Below are 19,911 nucleotides of genomic sequence, written 5' to 3'. Positions count from 1 at the left end.
GTCAGCCTTCGTTGAGCGGGCGCAGGAGGTGGTCGACGACCAGTTGCCGCTCCTCCGGGTCGTTCCAGACCTGCTGTGCGACGCTCACGGCGTTGAGAAGCTGGTCGTTGGCGAGTTCGGAGCCGTCCCGTTCCTGGCGGCGCAGGAACTCGTCGATGAGTTCGGCGCGTGCGGACGGCGAAGGGCCGTCGGGCAGGTGGGCGGCCAGCAGCCGGGCGAGTTTGGTCCGGTCCGGGCGGCGGATCTCCAGGCGGATGCAGCGCCGGAGGAATGCGGGCGGGAACTCGCGCTCGCCGTTGCTGGTCATCACCACCACGGGGAAGTCGTTGCACTGCACCTGACCGTGCGTCAACTCAACCCAGCCGCCCGGGTCGGCGGTCATCACCGTGGCCGTGTGCTGCTGGAGCCGGGCGAGTTCGAGGACGGTGAACTCGCCTTCCTCGAAGACATGGAGGAGGTCGTTGGGAAAGTCGACGTCGCTCTTGTCGATCTCGTCGATGAGCAGCACCCGCGGTCGGCGCCACGGGAGCAGGGCGGTGCCGAGGGGGCCGAGGCGCAGGTACTTTCCGACGTCGGGCGGCGGGGCGGCCTCGTCGGCCTGCGGCTGCGGGTCCGCGAAACGACCGCCGCGAAGTCCGACATCCTGCAGGCGCCCGATCGCGTCGTACTCGTACTGCCCTTCCCGCAGTGTGGTCCGGCTGCTGACGGACCAGCGCAGCACGGGGCCGAGGCGGAGCTCCCGGGCGATGCTGTAGGCCAGCGTGGTCTTGCCGACGCCGGGCGGGCCGGTCACCAGGAGCGGGCGGCGCAGCAGGAGCGCCATGTTGACGAGATGGATCTCCTCGCGTTCCGCCTGGTAGAGGGCGGCACTGCGATTCCGGCCCGACCGGGCGCGCTCGCCGGGCGTCGCTTCCTTGTCCGGCGGCTCCAGGAGGGCGTCGGCGTCGGCCGTGTCGGTGAAGGAGCGCCACGGCGGTGGCGGCGGCAGTCGTCGTATGCCGTCGTGGGGTTCGGCCGTGCAGCGGTAGATCCACCAGTCGGGTGCCGGGTCCGGCGGCACCTGTGCCGCCTCGAAGCGGCCTGTTGTGCCCTCCGTGGTCATGTCCGTGTCCCCCTCGTCCGCGGCCCGGCGGCCGGTGACACCGCGTGGGACCCCTCTGTTCCGGGCACGCTCAGCGGCCCCTCGCGGTGGACGCAGTCCGGGTCGTCCCAGAACAGCGTCAGGTGGTTGTGCATGTCCGCCTCGTCGTCCCGCGGGACGCCGCGCCGCCACTGTCGTAGGCGGGCGGGCAGGTCGGCGAAGCGGTCGTGGGCGGATTCCCGCAGTCGTTCGGCGAGTTCGGCGGGGTCTCCGTCGTCGCGCCGCCACACCATGAACGCCACTCCCTCGCACACGGCCTCCCGAAGGGCGAGCGAGCTGCGCGGGTCGCGGTGGTCGTAGGCGAAGGCGAGGGCGATGCCCGCGCTGTCCGGGTGGTCGTCGAGCCAGGCCCTGACCTCGCCGTCCCGCCCGCGCAGATAGAGCACGTCGCCGTGCTCCTCCAGGGCGGAGGGTGCGTTGAGGGCCAGCCAGGCGAGCAGGCGGTCCGGCTCGCCGGAGTCCTGGAGCACGGCCCATCGGCGTCTCCAGTCCCGGTGCCAGGAACGCCGTCGTATCCGGTCCAGGGAGCGTACGACCACCGGGTACTTGTGGCCGAGCAGGTACCCCTGGTCGTCGGTCAGCCAGCGTTCGACCGGGTGGGCGAGCAGCGACCAGGGAAGCAGGAATTCCACGTGGGCGTGGTCCGCGGCGTCCAGTCCGATGACGAGGTCCTCCCATTCCACGAGGCAGGTTCTGCCGCACTGCTGGAGTTCGCGCACGGTGTAGACCCGGTCGCCGCCCCGTCTCAGGGGCCGGCACAGTCCGTCGTCGGTCCAGTCGAACAGGGCGGCCTCCAGGGTGTACTGCTGGGTTCCTGGCGCGTGCTCGTCGAGGCGGATCTGGAGCACCCGGCGGTCGGCCTGTGCGGGCACCGCGTCGGGCCGGCCGATCAGCGTGGCGCGGGCGTCGGGCGGGAGGCCGAGTTCGTGGGCCGTGAGCAGGAGGTGGCTGCGCAGGACCTCCGCCGTGTCCTTGGGTGCGGCAGCCGCCAGCTCGGCCAGGAAGCGGAGGACGAGCGGCTCGGCCGGACCGAACGCGGTCGCGGGCTCCTTGGCGTCGTTCAGCCGGTGCACCATGCCGGGCAGGTCTTCCGTTCCGCGCAGCCCGGAGGGCTCGCCCGGCAGCAGGGCGCGGTGCAGTGCGGCATGCGCCACGACCAGCGGCATCGTGGCCTTCATCGTGTCGAGATACTCGGTGATCTCCTGGAGTCTCGGTGCGGAGAGCCGGCTTTCGGGGGCCAACTCGGCGACGATGTCCTCCAGTTCCGTCATGGCCGCTTCGTCGCCGCGGAGAAAGCGCAGGGTGTCCGCGAGGGCCCGCACCGCTCGCTCCCGCTCCTGGGCGCGGTCGATCGCCACGGCCAGCGCGAGGATCCGGCTGCGGGGGTCGGCGTGGTACGGCACGGCGAACCGCCCGAGCCGCTTGCCCATGAGGTAGCAGACCTGCCGGAAGAACTGCGGATCGTCCAGATCGGAGAAGGCGCCCAGTGCCCCGCACAGCCGTTCCACGTCCTGCGCGGTCCAGCCGTGCGGTTGCCGCCGTCCGTCGTCGCCGGACACCCCCGCCCGCGCCCTCTTCACGGGCGGTCCCCGATGAGTGCGCGCAGCTCCTCGGTGGCCGCCTCGTCAGGGCGCAGGGCGGCGACCGCGTCGCGGAAGGCCGCGAGGGCGCCTCGGGCGTCGCGGTGCGAACGGCAGCGTTCGACGATCTCCACCAGGTGGTCCCGGGCGTGGTCCTTGTACGCGGCCGAGAAGCCGCTGTCGGGCGCCAGGGACCGGCGCATCAGGCTGACGATCATGCGTCGGAAGGCCGCGTCCTCCATGTCCGGGATCCGCTCGGCGACCGCCACCAGGGCGAAGGTGTCCGGGAAGGCGTGGGCGGGTTCGGCCGGCTCGGTGCTCAGCAGGATCAGGCGCCGCAGTGTCGTGTACGTGCGGTGGTCGTGGCTGTCGGGGCGGGCGATGCCGGAGTGGTCGCCGGGCAGGACGGCGGCGTCGGGGAAGACGCCGCGCGCGGAGGCCGGGGTGACGATGTTGTCTGTCTCGCCCGCGTACACCGAGAAGGGAATCGGGCAGGTGTGTGCCGTCACCTCGCGCGCGTGGACGAGGTCGCGCAGGACGGCGCGCTGGGTGTCGGCCACCCGTTCGTCGAGCGGGCGCAGTTCGCGCTCCTGGGGGTTGCCTCCGAGCAGTCGGCGGCGCAGGGACAGGGCGATCTGCGAGCCGTTGTTCGGGCAGGCCAGCATCACGACCCGGTCGATGCGGGCCAGCTCGGCGGCGCGCCCCTCGGCGGCCATTCGGGTCAGGCAGCGCTGCACGACGAGCCCGCCCTGGCTGTGCGAGATCAGCAGCAGTCGGGGGAACGGGCGTGCCTCGGTGTCGAGGAACTCCTTGAGGCTGTCCGCGACCGTGTCGTAGCCCGGTATTCGGCGGCGCGGGTCGACCGTCCACAGGTGCGTGGAGTAGGCGAAGGGCAGTGTCTCGACGAAGCCGAGGCCGGCGTCCGAGTCGATCAGCCGGCGCAGCGGCTCCCACATCTCCGAGGAGGAGTTGAACCCGTGGACGAGCACAACCCCCAGCCGAGCTGCCCGCACTCCTGCTCCTTGTCCGCGTGAGCTCCGTGCTGCCAAGCTACCCAGTTCGACCAGCGGACGTGCGGGATTCACGGACGTCGTCGGGCGCGATCACCTTGGTCGCGGAGCCCGCCTCCTCGGCACCGCCACCACGCCGGACAGGGCCGCCTTCAGGAGGCGGCGGAACGTGGAGCACTCCATGTGGCTCGGCGCCGGGCAGGCGGCGGCGTGCCGAAGGGAGTCCCGCAGGACGCCCAGTTCGCGGATCCTGCGGTCCAGCTCGTCCGCCTTGGCCGCGAGCATCTGCCGGTCGAGGTCCGGCCGCCCGTCGGGGGCGAACATGTGCGCGATCTCGTCGAGCGAGAACCCGGCCGTGCGCCCCAGCGCGATCAGCGCCAGGCGTTCCAGTACGCCGGGATCGTACTGGCGGCGCAGACCCCGCCTGCCGGTCGGGGCGATCAGCCCCTTCTCCTCGTAGAACCGCAGGGTCGAGGCGGGGACCCCGGCGCGGCGCGCCACTTCGGCGATGTCCAGATCCGTCATCTTCTTGACCTCAAGTCGACTTGAAGTAGCACGCTGTCATCTCCGCTCGACGACGGCAAGCACGGGAGGCGATGATGGACCTGATGCGCGAGACCTCTGACGAACAGGCGGCCCGCTGGAAGGGCCGCGGCGGCCATGTCTGGGTCGAGACCCAGGCGCTGCTGGACGGGATGTTCCAGCCCTTGGAGGACCTTCTCCTCGAAGCACTGCCCGCCGGACCCGGCGACCGCGTGCTCGATGTCGGCTGCGGCACCGGCGGGATCACGCTGGCCGTCGCCCGGCGGCTGGGTCCGGCGGGCCGCTGCGTCGGGGTCGACATCTCGGAGCCGATGCTCGACGCCGCCCGGGCACGCGCCGAGCGGGAGGGCACACCGGCGTCCTTCGTCCTGGCCGACGCCGCCGACCACGCGTTCGAACCCGCCGACTTCGACGCCGTCGTCTCCCGCAACGGCGTGATGTTCTTCAGCGACTCCGTGCGGGCCTTCGCCAACCTGCGGCGCGCCGCCAGGGACGGCGCCGGGCTGCGGTTCGTCTGCTGGCGCGGCGCCGAGGAGAACCCGTACATGACGACGGCCGAACGCGCCGCGGCCCCCCTCCTGCCGAACCTGCCCGCCCGACGGCCGGACGAGCCGGGGCAGTTCGCGTTCGCCGACTCGGACCGGATCCACCGGATCCTGGCGGAGAGCGGATGGACGGACATCGACATCCGCCCGGTCGACGTGCCCCTGACCCTGCCCGAGAGCGAACTGGTGGGCTACTTCACCCGGCTCGGCCCGCTGGGCCAGGTGCTTCCCGAGGTGGACGAGGAGACCCGGGAGCGGGTGATCGCGAGGGTCCGGCCCGCCTTCGAGCCCTTCGTGCACGGCACGGACGTCCGCTTCACCGCCGCCTGCTGGCTGGTCGTCGCCCGGGCGGCCTGACCCCGGCCCTCAGCGCGCGGCGAACTGAACCCCGGTCGGCTGCACGACGTTCGGCCGTACGGCGATCCCCTGGACGGTGAGCTGTTCGCCGTAGATGTCGGTGATCCGGATCGCACCACCGCACCCGGCGCCGTCCTCGGACAGGAAGTAGTTGTACTCGGCGCGCGGCAGCGCCCGCCAGCCGCTGCCCGCACGGACCTCCAGTCGCGCCACCGGATTGCGGTGGCCGATCGCCTGGATGCCGCACCAGTACTGGCTGGACCCGGTCTTGTACCGGATCGACAGCGGGTCCGCGCCGCCCGGGCTCACCAGCTGCCAGGTGACCGGGATCCGGCCGGCCGAGGGCGTGGCGAGTTCGGCGAACGCCTGGGCACTGAGGTCGATATGGCCGGGCGCGCACTCCGGGCACTCGTTGGTGACGCGCACCGTGACGGAGGTGCCGTCGGCCGCGCGGACCAGCACATACGCGCCGCACGCCTTGGCCGACTCGTAGTCGGTGTGGTTCATCGCCGCGGTCATGACGTCACTGCTCGCGTCGTAGAGGCAGGCGCCCGTGCCGTCGGCGTCGTAGAAGGTGGCGATCCCCTGGTAGGTGGCGCCGGGCCGGATCCGTCCGGCCAACGGGGCGGCGGCGGAGGCTGGTTGGGGCGCGCGGGTCGCCGACGGCTGCGGCGCGGTGGTCCTGCGGGGCGTGCGTTCGGCGGACGGCTTCGAGGACGCAGTGGCCGAAGGGGTCGTACGGGCCGTATGGGTCGTACGGGGTGAGGTGGTCGGGGAGTCCGGCGCGTGCGGCAGGTCCATCTGCGCACTGGCGTCGGGGGTGGCCGCGGCGCGACGGTCGGCGTCGGAGTCTGCGTCGGAAAACAGCACGACGGTCAGGGAGATGACGATGAGCGCCACGGCCGCCGATATGAACAGCCACCGTCTGTGCACCGGACCTCCTTGACGGCAGCCTTCCGGTGCCGTGAGGGACAGGAGGAGCGATCGTGCCAGACGTGGGGGTACGGCAACAAGCACGATTCCGGGCCGCTGTTGGGGTCCGGCACTCAGTCCACGGGCCAGGTGTGCGCGGGTGCGTTGAGATGCATGTAGTCCATGTACGTCGTGGTCATCCGCCGCAGTGCCTCGTCCCGGTCGGCGGTGGCGGACTTCTCCAGATGGTGGACCGACTCCGCCTGCCAGACGGCTCCGTTGCGGGCGGTGACGCAGCGCTGCTCGATGACGCCGAGCAGGGGTTCACGCCACTCCACGTCCATGCCGACCAGTTCCAGACCCCGGTGGGCGAGGGGCAGCAGCCGTCGCAACACCAGCTCTGTGACCGGTACTTCGCCCGTGCCGGGCCAGTACAGACGGGCGTCGATGCCGTCGCGGGCGGCGGTGTGGAGGTTCTCCTCGGCGACCGAGAAGGACATCCGGCTCCAGACCGGGCGGTCCTCGTCGACCAGGGCGCGGGTGAGGCCGTAGTAGAAAGCGCCGTTGGCGATGATGTCGGCGACGGTGGGGCCGGCGGGCAGGACCCGGTTCTCGATGCGCAGGTGCGGCCCGCTCTCGGTGACGGCGTAGACGGGGCGGTTCCACCGATAGATCGTGCCGTTGTGCAGGGTCAGTTCACCGAGGTTCGGGACGGCGCCGCGGTCCAGCGCCTCCTGCGGGTCCTCGTCGTCGCACAGGGGCAGCAGCGCCGGGTAGTAGCGCACGTTCTCTTCGAAGAGGTCGAACACGCTGGTGATCCAGCGCTCACCGAACCACACCCGGGGCCGCACCCCTTGAGCCTTGATCTCCTGCGGCCGGGTGTCGGTGGCCTGCTCGAACAGCGGAATACGGGTCTCGCGCCACAGTTCCCTGCCGAAGAGGAACGGCGAGTTCGCCGCGAGGGCGATCTGGACGCCCGCGACGGCCTGGGCTGCGTTCCAGTAGTCCGCGAACTCCCGCGGAGAGACCTGGAGATGAAACTGGGTGCTGGTGCAGGCGGCCTCAGGGGTGATGGTGTCGGCGTACGTCGAGAGGGCCTCCACCCCATCCACCCTGATCCGCAGATCCTCGCCCCGCGCCGCGAAGATCTGCTCGTTGAGCAGCCGGTAGCGCGGATCACCGGACAGCGCGGCCTCGCCCACGTCCGCTTCCCCAAGGGTCGGCAGAATCCCGATCATGATCAGATGCGCGCCCACGGCCGAGGCACGTTCCTCGGCATGGTTGAGCGCGTCACGGATCTCCTGCTCCCAGGCACCGGGGCCGCCGGTCGTCAGCTGCCGGGGCGGAATATTGATCTCCAGATTGAACCGACCCAGCTCGCTCGCCCATGCAGGATCGGCAATCGCCTGCAACACCTCGGTGTTCCGCATCGCCGGAAGCCCGCGCTCGTCCACCAGATTGAGCTCGATCTCCAGCCCCACTTGAGGCCGCTCACTCTCGAACCCCGACTCACGCAGCATCTGCGCCAGCACGTCGAGACAGGTGTGCATCTTCTCCCGGTACCGGCGGCGGTCCTCCCGCGTAAACACCAGGGCCGGCACGTCACGTCCCATCGCACCCTCCCGAGTCCCCTCGGCGGATACCTCTCGCTCACCCAGCGTCCCACTTCGGGCGGGGCTCGCCCAGCCCGTGGTCTTGTCGTCGGGTTCGGGCGCACCTGAAGCTGCTTTGTGCCGCCAATGAACAAAGCCTGAGCGCATGCCACCCACGGCGGGATCAACGTGAATCCGAGCCTCATTTGGCAAATTCATTCACCGGCCGGGGTTAGCGGCCTCCGCTGCCCGCAGTCCTCGGCGCTTGTGACGATCGCCCGGTGTTGAGAAGATGCCGTCCATGTCCAGTTCAGTGGTGACCCAGGGCGACTTCGATGTGCAGGAGTTTCACGATTATGGCCGGGTCGAAATACGCAGCACGGTAGACCCCATTTCACTCCAGGCTGATCCTGCCCGGAAGGCCAGCTTCAAGAATGCACTCGCTTCAGCTGTCCAGAAGGCCACAATAGGCGTATTTACTCACGACGTTGAAGTGTCCCTGGAGTGGTTCATCGAGGAGTCTCGTCGCCACCAGACCCATCTAGTGGCTGACCTCGACAACGTTCTGAAGCCGATTCTTGACGCAGTCACGGGGATCGACGGCATCATGATCGATGACAATCAGATTCAATCGATCCACGCATCCTGGATGACCCCTGGGCCGCAAACAGGCTTTGAGTTGAAATTCGCAGGATTGATGGGAGACAACTACATATCTCGCGAAGGGCTGACTTTTGTAGAGTTCAGCGCAGACCGCTGCTACATTTTGCCGCAGGCAGCAAGGTCGGTTCAGGTGGATCTGGTGCGAGGGTATCGAGCGGCACTCGCGACCTACCAACAACTGCTCCATGAGGGGATCTCCGAGAGCGCCGCACGGAGCGTACTCCCGTTGGTGCGTCCGTTTCCGCGTGCGCGTCTGGGAAAGTTCGAAGTGCTTCATCACGCGAATTTCTGATGGTCTCGGTCGTGACATACGTCGCTGACATCAACAGCACAGACAGCGGCATACCGAGGCAGCCGCACACGGATTCGGCCGTGAAGCGCGCTCAACGATGACCAACACGGACCGATCACTGCCGTCCGACGCGGCCGCTCGATCCTTGAGGTACCGCCGGACCTGTCGCTTCGCCCGCGGCGCACGTCCGTGGTGCGATGGAACCGGGGGCGGAAAGGAGAGCGATCATGCCCGCAGCGAAGCGAACGAATGTCGCCGCCTCGGTGTCGGTCCGCCCGCTGGTTGAGCCTGACCTGGATCGGGCCGATGAGATCTTCAGGGTCGCCTTCGGGACCTTCCTCGGGGTCCCTGAGCCGGAGACGTTCTTCGGGACCGCCGACTATGTCCGCACCCGCTGGGCGGCAGATCCACACGCGGCCTTCGCAGCGACCGTCGAGGGCGAGGTCGTCGGATCGAACTTCGCCGCCAACTGGGGCAGCGTCGGGTTCTTCGGCCCGCTGACCGTACGTCCGGACCTGTGGGACCAGGGCATCGGCAGGCGCCTCATGGAACCGGTCATGGCCTGCTTCGACACCTGGGACAGCCGCCACATCGGCCTGTTCACCTTCTCGCACAGTCCCAAGCACCTGGAGCTCTACCGCCGGTACGGTTTCTGGCCCCGATTCCTTACCGCCATCATGAAGAAACAGGTCGCCGTCAGTGCCGCAGTCCCCGGCCGAGTGCTGTACGGCGAACTGACCGCCGCTGAGCGGCCCGACGCACTGAGCCGCAGTCGCGCACTGACGGAGGCCGTGCACGAGGGCCTGAACTTGGAGCGCGAGATCGTGGCCACACAGGCGCAGGGGCTCGGTGACACCATCCTCCTCAACGGCGCCGACTCCGACCTCGACGGTCTGGCTGTCTGCCACTGCGGAGCGGGGTCGGAGGCCGGAGAGGACGTGTGCTTCGTCAAATTCGGCGCCGTACGCCCTGGCCCGGATGCCGCGGACCGGTTCGAACGACTGCTGAACGCGTGCGAGCAGCTGGCCGCCGAGAAGGGGCTCGGGCAACTGGACGCCGGAGTGAACCTGGCCCGCCAGGATGCCTACCGGCGCCTGGTCGACCGCGGTTTCCATACCTGGCTGCAAGGCGTGACCATGCACAAGCCCAACGAACCTGGCTACAGCCACCCAGACGCCTACGTCATCGACGACTGGCGCTGAGTCCACCGCACACCGTTCCTACTGAAGGTCAGTAGTGCTGCTCAGCACTGAAAGTGGGTGTCGGAGGGCAGAGCCGTGCCTCATGATCGCCTCATGTCGAATCCTGCCTCCTTCCGCGATCAGAGCAACTGGACCGATGGCTTCTACGAACTGGCCATCGAGGTTGGATCAACCGATGACGCTCGGGTGCAGGAAATTCTGGGCGCTGTGTGGTCCGCAGCGGATGTGCAGGGATGCTTTGCGTTCCGAGACCGGGAGCCCGAGGAACAAGCGACCGTGTCGTGCACGGTTGCCTCACTGGCCGAGTACGGACACGTTCGCGGTCAGGTGCGCCTGCCGACCGGTCGGCTGGCGGTTTGCGGGTGCGTGGCGATCCGCGGGGGCGATGAGAGCAGCGACTGGCTGGACTTCTATGTGCCCGTCGGAGCGCTGAGCAAGGCCGGCATCGCCTACTGGGACGGCCGGCCGTTCTTCAGGTCCGCCGTCCTGGACGACTGGCTTGCGGGCGTTGGGGCGGAGGTGTTCCGCCGCGCACCTTTCAGCCTCGCCGTGATCGGCTATGAAGTCTCCGGATGCACCGACGCGGCAACGCTGGCAGGCAGGCTTCCGGGCTCCCGCGCGATTGGCTATCTGCTTCCGCAGGAAGGAGTCCTGCACTACGGAGCGGCCAACGACTGAGCGGCAACGACAGCGGTCTTCCCCGGCGTGGGCTTCCGGGAACACTGCAGTGCGCCACAGGTCGCCAACCATGACGCCCAGGCGGACCTCGACCTCAACCTGCGTACGACATCACGCCCTCACCCCACCCGACGGACCCCTTCAGTACCATCACGCCGCCCGAACACCCTGCACCCGCCGAATCGAGTCCCCCCCCCATGAGCGACGACGTCCTCTCCGTCATCCCGACCGATCCGCACTGGCAACCGGACCAGGCCGCGGCCGATCGCACGGCGTCGGTCGTGGAGGGCCTGGCCCCCGGGCTCCCGGACGGCGTCGACGTCGAGATCGACGTCACGTGGCACGACACCCTCACGGTCGTCGACTGCGGTGAGAATCTGGAGCGCATCGGCTGCCCGCACTGCGGTGCGTCGATCGACACCGAGTGGTGGGCCGACCTCCTCGAAGCACATTGCGACGACGGCTTCGAGACCCTGGCGACGCAAGTCCCGTGCTGCGGAGCCGCGACCTCCCTGGACACGCTGCACTACGACTGGCCGTGCGGCTTCGCCCGCTTCGAGATCGCCGTCTGGAACCCCGAGCGCATCTGGTTCAGCGACGAGGAACTGGCCGTCATCGGGAAAGCCCTCGGCCATCCCGTACGGCAGGTCCGGGCGCACATCTGATGTTCGAGACGGTCCGCTGGCGCTGCTACGCACACACGAATGACCGAGCCGGTGCGGAACGCGTCGTCAATCGCCTGAGAGCGTGGTCGCCCCTCCCCATGGAGATCGACCACTACGACCGTTACTGGAAGTTCCCCGAACTCGCCGAACTGCGACTGCTCTCCCCGCTGACGTGCGCCTCTCCGGAGACCGCACTGCTCACCACCCTCGACTGCGCCTGGAAGTTGGCGTCCCCGTGGATCCTGAGCGACCCGGGTCCGGACGGACACCGCGAGTTCACGGGCATCGCGTCCGCCAACACCGGCGCCCGCTTCAGCGTTCCGGGCATCGAGTGGATGGAGTTCTTCCTCACCGATCAGCAGTGACGGCCCACCAGTTGGAGACGCAGCACGCGAGTCTGTATTTGGTGTGCGTCATGCGGGCACCATTCGCGCAGGGGCGATGACACCTGACTTCCGTCGTCAGCTCCAGAGACGATCCAGGCCCACTACCGCTCCATTCGGACGCGGACGGCCTGGACGGACCAGTTGAGCACCGGCGCCAGGCTCTGCGGGGCGGGCCAGCCGTTGATGACTGCGAGCAACTGGAGGTACCGATCCCGGCGCGGGTCGCTCACGCTCTCCAGCCGGGCCAGCAGCAGGCGGCGCAGTTCGGCGTCGTCGGGGCGGCCGAGGACGTGGGCATAGTGAGCCGCAAGCGCCGCAACGATCGGATCGGCCTGGAGCGAGGCCGGGTCGATGCCTGCCGCCAGGGCGGGGCCGGCCTGGTCACGGACGACTGCAGCGAGGTCGCGGCGCAGGCCCACGGTGTCACTTTGTGCCCGTTCGGCCGCGAGGTCCTCGGCCATCCGCCGCATGCCGGCGCGGAAATCCGGGTCCAGGGCCAGTTCGGCCCACTCCACCCACGCCCGGACCTGCTCCACCTCAGGGTTGTCGGGCAGCTCGGGCGTCATCGAACGTCTGACCCCCGCGAACGCAGAGTCGGCACCGAGGCCGCCGAAGGCGCCATCGAGGAAATCCCCGATCAGACGTCGGCGTTCGTCCTCGGAGAGCTGGGCCAGCTTGTGCATGAGATCCGTCTCCTCAGCAGTGAGCCCGCGCTCTGCTACCGCCGTCAGCACCGCATGACGCAGGCGCAGGACGCGGATCTGCACGGCCAGGGCTCCGGCGTGCGTGGCAGCGACCTCGGGAAGCGAGAGTTCCCGGTCCACGACCCTGCGGATCGTGAGCAGGTCCAGCCCCAGATCCCGCAGGGTTCGCACCAGGTCCAGGCGTGCGACAGCGTCGATGTTGTAGAGGCGGTAGCCGGCCGGGCTGCGGTCCGTCGGCGCCACGATCCCGCGATCGGAGTAGAACCGAATGGTCTTGACCGTCAGACCGGTCCGCCGGGCCAGTTCGCCGATCGAGTAGAGCGTGTCGCCGTCCATGCCCCCACCTTGGCGTCTCCCCCTACGGGAGACTCAAGCCCATCCGCCTGCCGACGGCCGATCACTCCACAAGTCCTGACAATACCGGCCAGCACCTTCGTCCCTCTGACTCGGCTCATGACCACCGTTTCTGCGAAGGCACCGGGTCAGCACGATCGGCGAGATACCGCTCGAAAATCTCCCGGCTGTCGGGAGTATCCGTCCTCTCTCCCGGCCTCGGTGACGAGATCCGCTCACTCCCCGACGCCGGATCGGCATCGCCCCCTGAACCGCGCGAAGATCGCCTCGCACCGTACCCAGGGCCACTGACAACACCCGGCCGACACAGACCTCGGAGCCAAGCCACACCCTTGCCCGATCGCATCCCCACACCTAGCCTGACTTTGTGCCGCTAATAAACAAAGTCCGAACGCACAACGCCGTGCCCGACCACTCCCTCACCCGACTCCGCCTCGCCCTCACCGCCTTCTTCGCCCTCGACGGCTTCGTCTTCGCGGGCTGGGTCGTCCGGATCCCCGCCATCAAGGACCAGGTCAACGCCTCCGCCGGCACCCTGGGCCTCGCTCTCCTCGGCGTCTCCGCGGGGGCGGTCGTCACCATGACGCTGACCGGGCGCCTCTGCCGCCACTACGGCAACCACCAGGTCACCGTCGTCTGCGCCGTCCTGCTCTCCCTCAGCGTCGCCCTGCCCCCGCTCACCCACTCCGTGCCCGCCCTCACCGCCGTACTGCTGCTGTTCGGCGCCGCCTACGGCGGGATCAACGTCGCCTTCAACAGCGCGGCCGTCGACCTGGTCGCCGCGCTCCGGCGGCCGATCATGCCCAGCTTCCACGCCGCCTTCAGCCTGGGCGGGATGATCGGCGCAGGGCTCGGCGGCCTGGTCGCCGGCGCCGTCTCCCCGACGCAGCATCTGCTGGGCCTCACCGTCGTCGGACTGGTGGTCACCGCCGTCGCGGGCCGCACGCTCCTGCGGCAGGAGCCGCCACGACCGCCGGACCGCACCGACAGCGACGGGGGCGGCCAGCCGCGCCGCCCGGACCGGCGCACGCGCGGGCTGGTCGTCGTATTCGGGCTGATCGCGCTGTGCACGGCCTACGGCGAGGGCGCCATGGCCGACTGGGGCGCGCTGCATCTCGAACAGGACCTGGACGCCTCACCGGGTCTCGCGGCGGTGGGGTATTCGTGCTTCGCGCTCGCCATGACGCTCGGCCGGCTGACGGGCTCGACCCTGCTCGAACGGCTCGGCCGCACCCGTACGGTGGTCGTCGGCGGCGCCACCGCGGCCGCCGGGATGCTCCTCGGTTCCCTCTCCCCCGCCGTGTGGGCGACGCTGGTCGGGTTCGCCGTCACCGGGCTCGGACTGGCCAACCTCTTCCCGGTCGCCATCGAGCGCGCCGGCGCGCTCGCCGGGCCGAGCGGTGTCGCGACCGCCTCCACACTGGGCTACGGCGGCATGCTCCTCGGGCCGCCCGCCATCGGGTTCATGGCCGAGTGGTTCTCCCTGCCCGCCGCGCTGACCAGCGTCGCCGTACTGGCCGCCGTGGCCGCGGCCATCGGAGTCGCGACCCGGCACTCGGCACACTCGCCCACGGGCTGACCCGCGCACTCCGCTCCCCGCAAGCAAGGAGCTCACCGCCCGATACGCCTCACGCCTGCGTGAGTTCCGCCGCTCCGAAGGAGACGTCGAACCGGTCGCACCAGATGCTGACGCTGCCGTAGCGGGTCAGGTCCACGTCGGCCGGTACGACGTAGTTCTGGCTGCCCTTGTTGCCCTTGAGCTTGCCGAGGCTGACGTACTTGCCGTCGTCGAAGACGTGCCAGCCGGCCGAGCCCTCCTTCACGGGCGCGTCGGTCAGCCAGACGCGCAGGTCGGGGCCGTTGCTGGTGTCGAGGTTCTCCAGCCGGACGAGGTGGGAGCCGTCGGCGAGCCGGATGAGCTTCACGCTGCCGGAGGTGGCGTGCTCGTGGCTGATCAGTTCGCCACTGGCAAGGGTCTGCGGCCCGGGCGTCTCGGAAGGAGCGGCCGTCTCAGTCACGGTCGGCGCGGACGTCTCCACCGCCGCAGGCAGCGCCTCGTCCACGGTCTCGTCCTGCCACAGCTTCCACGGCTGGAACCAGTACAGCCCGAATCCGATCCCGGCGATGGCCACCACCAGGACCCCGACGATCAGCGACTTCCGCACGCGCCCCATGACCCGCCCCGTTCCTTGAGAGTTTGCGTCGACCCCCATTCCAGCCGATCACCGGCTCCTGCGGCAGTCCTGAACCAGTGACGAAACCCTTACGGCCGTTGCCCTTCGACCGCAGGTCATCAGGCACAATCGGCCGCATGAAGACTGCCGAGTTCATCGACGTCCTGGATCGGGAGGGCCGACTGCTGGCCGCGGCCGCCGAGCAGGCCGGGACCGACGCCAAGGTACCGACCTGCCCGGGGTGGCAGGTGCGCGACCTGCTGCAGCACACGGGGGCCGTGCATCGCTGGGCGACCGAGTTCGTCACCGTGGGCCACACGTCCTTCCAGCCCATGGCCGATCCGCCGGCTCTCGACGGCGCCGAGCTGACGGACTGGTACCGGTCGAGTCACCGTCGTCTCGTCGACGCCCTCACCGCCGCCCCGCCCTCCGTCGAGTGCTGGCACTTCCTGCCCGCCCCGTCGCCGCTCGCCTTCTGGGCCCGCCGGCAGGCGCACGAGACGGCTGTGCACCGGATCGACGCGGAGGCGGCACGCGGTGGGACGCCAAGCGAGGTCGGGGCGGAGTTCGCGGCCGACGGCATCGACGAGCTGCTGTTCGGCTTCCACGCCCGCGCCAAGAGCCGCGCCCGCAGCGCCGAGCCACGGGTGCTGCGGGTGCGGGCGACCGACCTGGACGGCGCGGTGTGGACCGTGGGGCTGTCGCAGGAGCCGCCCGTGGCGACGCGAGGCGACGCCGGAAAGGCGGACTGCGAAGTGTCCGGGCCCGCCGTGCAGTTGTATCTGTCGCTGTGGAACCGGGAGCCGTTCCCGGCGGTGACCGGTGACGGTTCGGTGGCCGTGCTGTGGCGGGAGAAGTCCGGCGTCGGCTAGAGCTGTCCGCGCAGGGTGAGAACCACCCGCGCGCGTACGTCAATTCGCGAGCATCTTCGTCAGCACCGCGCGCTGCACCGGCAGTACCTCGCCGTGCAGCGCGCGCCCCTGGCCGGTGAGCGCTACCTTCACTCCGCGCCGGTCCTCGGGGCACATCCGGCGCTCGACGAGTCCGTCCTTCTCCAGGCGCGCGATCAGCCGCGACAGCGCGCTCTGGCTCAAGTGGACGTGCTCGGCGATCTCCTGCACGCGCAGCGCGCACTCGCCGCCCGCGAGCACGTCGAGTACTTCGAAGTCGCTGCCGCACAAGCCGTGTTGATGCAGTGCACGGTCGAGTTCGCACTGCGTGCGGGCGTGCAGCGCCAGGATGTCCCGCCACTGGTCCACGAGCGCCTGCTCGGCCTTCTTCGCCGCCATGGCCGCACCGTAGCAGAGAAACAAGTTTGTTGCATCGGAATTAAATGCATTTGCATTCGATGCATGCGCATGTAGTGTCTTCGCCATGACCTCTCCGCTCTCCACCCCCGCGGCCTCCTCCTCGGAAGTCCGCTGGACCCCCCGGCTGTGGGGCACCCTCCTGGTGCTCTGCGCCGCGATGTTCCTCGACGCCCTGGACGTGTCGATGGTCGGCGTCGCCCTGCCCTCCATCGGCTCCGACCTGGGCCTGTCCACCTCGACCCTGCAATGGATCGTCAGCGGCTACATCCTCGGCTACGGCGGACTGCTGCTCCTCGGCGGACGCACCGCCGACCTGCTGGGCCGGCGCCAGGTGTTCCTGGTCGCCCTCGGTGTCTTCGCCCTCGCCTCGCTGCTCGGCGGGCTCGTCGACTCCGGGCCGCTGCTGATCGCCAGCCGCTTCATCAAGGGCCTGAGCGCGGCCTTCACCGCGCCCGCCGGTCTGTCCATCATCACCACGACCTTCGCCGAGGGCCCGGTCCGCAACCGCGCCCTGGCCATCTACACCACCTGCGCCGCCACCGGCTTCTCCATGGGCCTGGTCCTCTCCGGCCTGCTCACCGAGGCCAGTTGGCGCCTGACCATGCTGCTGCCCGCGCCCATCGCCCTGCTCGCCCTGCTGGCGGGCCTGAAGCTCCTGCCGCGCAGCACCCGCGAGCAGAACCACAACGGCTACGACATCCCCGGCGCCGTCCTTGGCACCGCGTCGATGCTGCTGCTGGTCTTCACCGTCGTGCAGGCCCCCGAGGTCGGCTGGGCCACCGCACGCACGCTGCTGTCCTTCCTCGCCGTAGCCGTCCTGCTGACGGCCTTCGTGCTGGTCGAACGGCGCTCGCCGGGGCCGCTGGTCCGGCTCGGCGTGCTGCGCTCGGGCAACCAGATCCGCGCCCAGCTCGGCGCCATCGCCTTCTTCGGCTCCTACGTCGGCTTCCAGTTCCTGACCACCCTGTACATGCAGTCGCTGCTCGGCTGGTCCGCGCTGCACACGGCGCTCGCCTTCCTGCCCGCGGGCGCGCTGGTGGCGCTCTCCTCGACCAAGGTCGGCGCGATCGTCGACCGGTTCGGCACCCAGCGGCTGATCGCGGCGGGCTTCGCGCTCATGGTCGTCGGCTACGCGCTGTTCCTCCAGATCGACCTCGACCCGGTGTACGCGGCGACCATCCTGCCGTCGATGCTGCTGATCGGCGCGGCCTGTGCGCTGGTCTTCCCCTCGCTCAACATCCAGGCCACCAACGGCGTCGACGACCACGAGCAGGGCATGGTCTCCGGTCTGCTCAACACCTCGGTGCAGGTGGGCGGCGCGATCTTCCTGGCCGTGGTGACGGCGGTGGTGACCGCGGGCGCGCCCGAACAGGCCACCCCGCAGGCCGTCCTGGACAGCTACCGTCCCGGGTTCGTCGTGGTGGCGCTCGTCGCCCTCGCGGGCCTGCTGATCACGCTCACCGGACTGCGCAGGCCGCGCGACCGGCACTCGGTCGTGGTCGCCAAGTCCACCGTGCGGGAGACGGAGGCGGACCGCGTGCCGGTTCGCGACTAAGGGGGACCGTCTCCACCGCGTGTGCCCGGCGGGTTCGCTTGCCCGCCGGGCACACGCCTGTTTGACTCCGCCGTATGAACGGTTACGGGGGACGAAGCAGCAAGGCCGAGCAGGACGCGTTCGTCGTCGAGATCGGATACGCGCTGTGCAGCGCGCTCTTCGCGGCGGCGGTGGTGTTCGGGGCCGTCGCCGGTCCCGCGCTCCTCTTCGAACTGCCGCAGAAGCTGGAACTGTTGCTCCTGCTCGCGGGAAAGATCCTCGCCCCGGTCGTCCTCGTCGCCCGGGTGATCAGTGTGCTGGTCCGTTTCCGGCGGACGGCTCAGCCGAGCCAGCCCGGCCGCACCAGCCCGGACTCGTAGGCGAGGACGACAAGTTGCGCCCGGTCCCGGGCGCCGAGCTTCACCATCGTGCGGCTGACGTGGGTCTTCGCGGTGAGCGGGCTGACCACCAGCCGGCGGGCGATCTCCTCGTTGGACAGCCCGATGCCGACCAGGGCCATCACCTCCCGCTCCCGCTCGGTGAGTTCGGCGAGGGCGTCGGCGGCCGCGGGCTCCTTGGAGCGCGCCGCGAACTCGGCGATCAGTCGTCGGGTCACCCCGGGCGACAGCAGCGCGTCCCCGCCCACCACCGCCCGTACCGCGCGCAGGAGTTCCTCCGGTTCGGTGTCCTTGACCAGGAAGCCGGAGGCGCCCGACCGGATCGCCTCGAAGACGTACTCGTCGAGTTCGAAGGTGGTGAGCATGACCACCTTCACGTCCTTCAGCCGGTCGTCCTCGGTGATCCGGCGGGTCGCGGTCAGCCCGTCCAGCACCGGCATCCGGATGTCCATCAGGACCACGTCGGGCGTCAGTTCACGCGCCGCGCGCACCGCCTCCTCGCCGTCGGCGGCCTCACCGGCCACCTCGATGTCGGGCTGGGCGTCGAGCAGTGCCCGAAAGCCGGCCCGCACCAGTGACTGGTCGTCGGCGAGCAGTACGCGGATCACCGGTCGTCCTCCTTGTGGGTCAGGGGCAGCGCTGCGAGCACCCGGAAACCGCCGTCCGCGCGCGGGCCCGCCTCGATCGTGCCACCCAGCGCGGCGGCCCGCTCCCGCATTCCCGCCAGTCCGTTGCCGCTGCCGCCCGCGTCGGCGCCGGTCGCGGGCCCGTCGTCGTCGATCCGGATCCGCAGCGTCGCGCCGTCGCGGTCGAGGCGCACGCGCGCGTGCCGCGATCCCGAGTGCCGTACGACGTTGGTGAGGGCTTCCTGGACGACCCGGAAGGCCGCGAGGTCCGTGCCGGGTGGGAGGCGGGGCGCCTCGCCCTCGACGTCGACCGTGAGGCCCGCGCTCGCCGCCTGCGCCACCAGCTCGGGCAGCCGGTCCAGGCCGGGCGCCGGAGCGCGCGGCGCCGCGCCGGGCGCGCGCAGCGTGTCGAGCACCTGGCGGACCTCGCCGAGGGCCTCCTTGCTCTTGGCCTTGATGGTGGTCAGGGCCGTGCGCGCCTGCTCGGGGTCGCTGTCCAGCAGGGCCAGGCCGACGCCCGCCTGGATGTTGATGACGGAGATGCTGTGCGCAAGCACGTCGTGCAGCTCACGGGCGATCCGCAGCCGCTCCTCGTCCGCCCTCCGGCGCGCCGCCTGCGCCCGCTCCTCCCGCTCCCGGGCCCACTGCTCGCGCCGGATCCGCACCAGCTCCGACAGCGCCACGATCGCCACCACCCAGGCCGCGATCACTATCTCCTGCCCCCACGGGGCGGGCGAGTCCCCCGACGGCGGCAGCCAGCGATAGAGCCAGTGCGCCACCAGCACATGCCCGGCCCACAGAGTGCCCATCGCCGCCCAGGCCGCCCTCCGGTGCCCGGCGACGATCGCGCTGAAGCAGCTCAGCGCCACGGTCAAAAAGACCGGACCGTACGGATACCCGGCGCCCAGGTAGACCATGGCGGCGGCGGCCGTACCGAAGGCGACTGCCACCGGATACCGGTGCCGCCACAGCAGCTGCACCCCGGCGGCGAGCAGCAGCAGGCGCGCGAAGGTGTCCAGGGGCGCCCGCTCGTCCACCTGGCTCTCGGCCGCGAAGTGCGAGCCGATCAGCACGAACGCCGTGACGAGCAGGGTGGAGCGCCAGGGCCACCGGCCCCGGTCGTCCTCCCGGTTCCACCACGGCGGTCCGGTCCGCCACCAGTGCGACGGACCGGCCGCGGGTACGCGCTGCTCTTCCATGACCGCCACGCTAGACGCGATCACCGGCGGTCGGCGTCACCCGCGC

The 19,911-nt window shown here is 70.1% G+C and carries 21 protein-coding genes; 10 read left to right on the top strand and 11 right to left on the bottom strand.

Features of this window, described 5'->3' with window-relative positions; genetic code table 11:
- Nucleotide 1: 1 nt before the first annotated feature.
- The 4 genes from AB0Q90_RS11840 to AB0Q90_RS11825 form a co-directional block, all read right to left on the bottom strand.
- On the bottom strand, nucleotides 2-1,102 hold the full coding sequence (locus tag AB0Q90_RS11840) for a MoxR family ATPase (protein ID WP_363160538.1): 1,101 nt from the start codon (nucleotides 1,100-1,102) through the stop codon (nucleotides 2-4).
- Entirely contained in the window at nucleotides 1,099-2,721 is a 1,623-nt protein-coding gene (locus AB0Q90_RS11835; RefSeq protein WP_363160537.1) for a hypothetical protein, read from the bottom strand. The genes AB0Q90_RS11840 and AB0Q90_RS11835 overlap by 4 nt, the downstream gene beginning before the upstream one ends.
- Nucleotides 2,718-3,734 carry an alpha/beta fold hydrolase gene (locus AB0Q90_RS11830; RefSeq protein WP_363160536.1) on the bottom strand — a complete coding sequence of 339 codons (1,017 nt, stop codon included), beginning with the start codon at nucleotides 3,732-3,734 and terminating at the stop codon, nucleotides 2,718-2,720. Before AB0Q90_RS11830 ends, AB0Q90_RS11835 begins: the two co-directional genes overlap by 4 nt.
- A 90-nt stretch (nucleotides 3,735-3,824) precedes the next feature.
- On the bottom strand, nucleotides 3,825-4,256 hold the full coding sequence (locus AB0Q90_RS11825; protein WP_363160535.1) for a helix-turn-helix domain-containing protein: 432 nt from the start codon (nucleotides 4,254-4,256) through the stop codon (nucleotides 3,825-3,827).
- 83 nt (nucleotides 4,257-4,339) lie between these two features.
- Here AB0Q90_RS11825 and AB0Q90_RS11820 point away from each other — a divergent pair, with 83 nt between their 5' ends.
- Complete coding sequence (locus tag AB0Q90_RS11820; RefSeq protein WP_363160534.1) at nucleotides 4,340-5,176, top strand: methyltransferase domain-containing protein; 837 nt, start codon at nucleotides 4,340-4,342, stop codon at nucleotides 5,174-5,176.
- 9 nt (nucleotides 5,177-5,185) lie between these two features.
- Here the strand turns inward: AB0Q90_RS11820 and AB0Q90_RS11815 are convergent, their stop codons facing one another.
- Both AB0Q90_RS11815 and AB0Q90_RS11810 read right to left on the bottom strand, forming a co-directional pair.
- A complete protein-coding gene (locus tag AB0Q90_RS11815) occupies nucleotides 5,186-6,109 on the bottom strand; it encodes an expansin EXLX1 family cellulose-binding protein (protein WP_363160533.1) in 924 nt (307 codons plus the stop codon).
- A gap of 113 nt (nucleotides 6,110-6,222) precedes the next feature.
- The gene (locus tag AB0Q90_RS11810; protein ID WP_363160532.1) at nucleotides 6,223-7,701 is read right to left on the bottom strand and encodes a glutamate--cysteine ligase; all 1,479 of its coding nucleotides are present in this window, start codon (nucleotides 7,699-7,701) and stop codon (nucleotides 6,223-6,225) included.
- Between the two features lie 280 nt (nucleotides 7,702-7,981).
- Between AB0Q90_RS11810 and AB0Q90_RS11805 the strand changes: the two genes are divergently transcribed.
- From AB0Q90_RS11805 to AB0Q90_RS11785, 5 genes are all read left to right on the top strand, one after another.
- Complete coding sequence (locus AB0Q90_RS11805; RefSeq protein WP_363160531.1) at nucleotides 7,982-8,635, top strand: RusA family crossover junction endodeoxyribonuclease; 654 nt, start codon at nucleotides 7,982-7,984, stop codon at nucleotides 8,633-8,635.
- A 227-nt stretch (nucleotides 8,636-8,862) separates the two neighbouring features.
- Nucleotides 8,863-9,837, top strand: coding sequence for a GNAT family N-acetyltransferase (locus AB0Q90_RS11800; RefSeq protein WP_363160530.1), 975 nt, complete (start codon nucleotides 8,863-8,865; stop codon nucleotides 9,835-9,837).
- A 93-nt stretch (nucleotides 9,838-9,930) separates the two neighbouring features.
- The gene (locus AB0Q90_RS11795) at nucleotides 9,931-10,515 is read left to right on the top strand and encodes a hypothetical protein (RefSeq protein ID WP_363160529.1); all 585 of its coding nucleotides are present in this window, start codon (nucleotides 9,931-9,933) and stop codon (nucleotides 10,513-10,515) included.
- A gap of 197 nt (nucleotides 10,516-10,712) precedes the next feature.
- Nucleotides 10,713-11,180 carry a hypothetical protein gene (locus AB0Q90_RS11790; protein ID WP_363160528.1) on the top strand — a complete coding sequence of 156 codons (468 nt, stop codon included), beginning with the start codon at nucleotides 10,713-10,715 and terminating at the stop codon, nucleotides 11,178-11,180.
- Nucleotides 11,181-11,278: 98 nt separating this feature from the next.
- Nucleotides 11,279-11,545: a hypothetical protein gene (locus AB0Q90_RS11785; protein WP_363160527.1), complete on the top strand. Its 267-nt coding sequence runs from the start codon at nucleotides 11,279-11,281 to the stop codon at nucleotides 11,543-11,545.
- Nucleotides 11,546-11,667: 122 nt separating this feature from the next.
- On the opposite strand, the gene AB0Q90_RS11780 is transcribed toward AB0Q90_RS11785, so the two are convergent.
- Entirely contained in the window at nucleotides 11,668-12,606 is a 939-nt protein-coding gene (locus AB0Q90_RS11780; protein WP_363160526.1) for a MerR family transcriptional regulator, read from the bottom strand.
- 421 nt (nucleotides 12,607-13,027) lie between these two features.
- Here AB0Q90_RS11780 and AB0Q90_RS11775 point away from each other — a divergent pair, with 421 nt between their 5' ends.
- The gene (locus AB0Q90_RS11775; RefSeq protein ID WP_363160525.1) at nucleotides 13,028-14,203 is read left to right on the top strand and encodes an MFS transporter; all 1,176 of its coding nucleotides are present in this window, start codon (nucleotides 13,028-13,030) and stop codon (nucleotides 14,201-14,203) included.
- Nucleotides 14,204-14,252: 49 nt separating this feature from the next.
- On the opposite strand, the gene AB0Q90_RS11770 is transcribed toward AB0Q90_RS11775, so the two are convergent.
- A complete protein-coding gene (locus tag AB0Q90_RS11770) occupies nucleotides 14,253-14,798 on the bottom strand; it encodes a DM13 domain-containing protein (RefSeq protein WP_363160523.1) in 546 nt (181 codons plus the stop codon).
- A gap of 137 nt (nucleotides 14,799-14,935) precedes the next feature.
- Here AB0Q90_RS11770 and AB0Q90_RS11765 point away from each other — a divergent pair, with 137 nt between their 5' ends.
- The gene (locus AB0Q90_RS11765; RefSeq protein ID WP_363160522.1) at nucleotides 14,936-15,670 is read left to right on the top strand and encodes a maleylpyruvate isomerase family mycothiol-dependent enzyme; all 735 of its coding nucleotides are present in this window, start codon (nucleotides 14,936-14,938) and stop codon (nucleotides 15,668-15,670) included.
- A 39-nt stretch (nucleotides 15,671-15,709) separates the two neighbouring features.
- On the opposite strand, the gene AB0Q90_RS11760 is transcribed toward AB0Q90_RS11765, so the two are convergent.
- Nucleotides 15,710-16,087 (bottom strand): MarR family transcriptional regulator, encoded by a 378-nt coding sequence (locus AB0Q90_RS11760; protein ID WP_363160521.1) that lies wholly within the window; start codon nucleotides 16,085-16,087, stop codon nucleotides 15,710-15,712.
- Nucleotides 16,088-16,172: 85 nt separating this feature from the next.
- Between AB0Q90_RS11760 and AB0Q90_RS11755 the strand changes: the two genes are divergently transcribed.
- A complete protein-coding gene (locus AB0Q90_RS11755) occupies nucleotides 16,173-17,663 on the top strand; it encodes an MFS transporter (protein ID WP_363160520.1) in 1,491 nt (496 codons plus the stop codon).
- 74 nt (nucleotides 17,664-17,737) lie between these two features.
- Entirely contained in the window at nucleotides 17,738-18,022 is a 285-nt protein-coding gene (locus AB0Q90_RS11750; RefSeq protein ID WP_363160519.1) for a DUF6332 family protein, read from the top strand.
- Here the strand turns inward: AB0Q90_RS11750 and AB0Q90_RS11745 are convergent.
- Nucleotides 17,983-18,648: a response regulator transcription factor gene (locus AB0Q90_RS11745; protein WP_363160518.1), complete on the bottom strand. Its 666-nt coding sequence runs from the start codon at nucleotides 18,646-18,648 to the stop codon at nucleotides 17,983-17,985. The genes AB0Q90_RS11750 and AB0Q90_RS11745 overlap by 40 nt on opposite strands.
- Nucleotides 18,645-19,865: a sensor histidine kinase gene (locus AB0Q90_RS11740; RefSeq protein WP_363160516.1), complete on the bottom strand. Its 1,221-nt coding sequence runs from the start codon at nucleotides 19,863-19,865 to the stop codon at nucleotides 18,645-18,647. The genes AB0Q90_RS11745 and AB0Q90_RS11740 overlap by 4 nt, the downstream gene beginning before the upstream one ends.
- Nucleotides 19,866-19,911: the final 46 nt, after the last annotated feature.

Origin of the sequence: Streptomyces sp. NPDC079141, assembly GCF_040686775.1 — a bacterium.
Classification (GTDB): Bacteria; Actinomycetota; Actinomycetes; order Streptomycetales; family Streptomycetaceae; genus Streptomyces.
The sequence above is the reverse complement of the archived record's forward strand: the minus strand, read 5'-3'. Positions and strand labels throughout refer to the sequence as shown.

What these genes read in the sequence shown, in the direction of transcription:
- AB0Q90_RS11750 (WP_363160519.1), top strand. Translation starts at nt 17,738, where the DNA reads ATGAACGGTTACGGGGGACGAAGCAGCAAGGCCGAGCAGGACGCGTTC.
- AB0Q90_RS11790 (WP_363160528.1), top strand. Translation starts at nt 10,713, where the DNA reads ATGAGCGACGACGTCCTCTCCGTCATCCCGACCGATCCGCACTGGCAA.
- AB0Q90_RS11810 (WP_363160532.1), bottom strand. Translation starts at nt 7,701, where the DNA reads ATGGGACGTGACGTGCCGGCCCTGGTGTTTACGCGGGAGGACCGCCGC.
- AB0Q90_RS11780 (WP_363160526.1), bottom strand. Translation starts at nt 12,606, where the DNA reads ATGGACGGCGACACGCTCTACTCGATCGGCGAACTGGCCCGGCGGACC.
- AB0Q90_RS11805 (WP_363160531.1), top strand. Translation starts at nt 7,982, where the DNA reads ATGTCCAGTTCAGTGGTGACCCAGGGCGACTTCGATGTGCAGGAGTTT.
- AB0Q90_RS11755 (WP_363160520.1), top strand. Translation starts at nt 16,173, where the DNA reads ATGACCTCTCCGCTCTCCACCCCCGCGGCCTCCTCCTCGGAAGTCCGC.
- AB0Q90_RS11770 (WP_363160523.1), bottom strand. Translation starts at nt 14,798, where the DNA reads ATGGGGCGCGTGCGGAAGTCGCTGATCGTCGGGGTCCTGGTGGTGGCC.
- AB0Q90_RS11765 (WP_363160522.1), top strand. Translation starts at nt 14,936, where the DNA reads ATGAAGACTGCCGAGTTCATCGACGTCCTGGATCGGGAGGGCCGACTG.
- AB0Q90_RS11760 (WP_363160521.1), bottom strand. Translation starts at nt 16,087, where the DNA reads ATGGCGGCGAAGAAGGCCGAGCAGGCGCTCGTGGACCAGTGGCGGGAC.
- AB0Q90_RS11740 (WP_363160516.1), bottom strand. Translation starts at nt 19,865, where the DNA reads ATGGAAGAGCAGCGCGTACCCGCGGCCGGTCCGTCGCACTGGTGGCGG.
- AB0Q90_RS11825 (WP_363160535.1), bottom strand. Translation starts at nt 4,256, where the DNA reads ATGACGGATCTGGACATCGCCGAAGTGGCGCGCCGCGCCGGGGTCCCC.
- AB0Q90_RS11800 (WP_363160530.1), top strand. Translation starts at nt 8,863, where the DNA reads ATGCCCGCAGCGAAGCGAACGAATGTCGCCGCCTCGGTGTCGGTCCGC.
- AB0Q90_RS11795 (WP_363160529.1), top strand. Translation starts at nt 9,931, where the DNA reads ATGTCGAATCCTGCCTCCTTCCGCGATCAGAGCAACTGGACCGATGGC.
- AB0Q90_RS11820 (WP_363160534.1), top strand. Translation starts at nt 4,340, where the DNA reads ATGCGCGAGACCTCTGACGAACAGGCGGCCCGCTGGAAGGGCCGCGGC.
- AB0Q90_RS11840 (WP_363160538.1), bottom strand. Translation starts at nt 1,102, where the DNA reads ATGACCACGGAGGGCACAACAGGCCGCTTCGAGGCGGCACAGGTGCCG.
- AB0Q90_RS11785 (WP_363160527.1), top strand. Translation starts at nt 11,279, where the DNA reads ATGGAGATCGACCACTACGACCGTTACTGGAAGTTCCCCGAACTCGCC.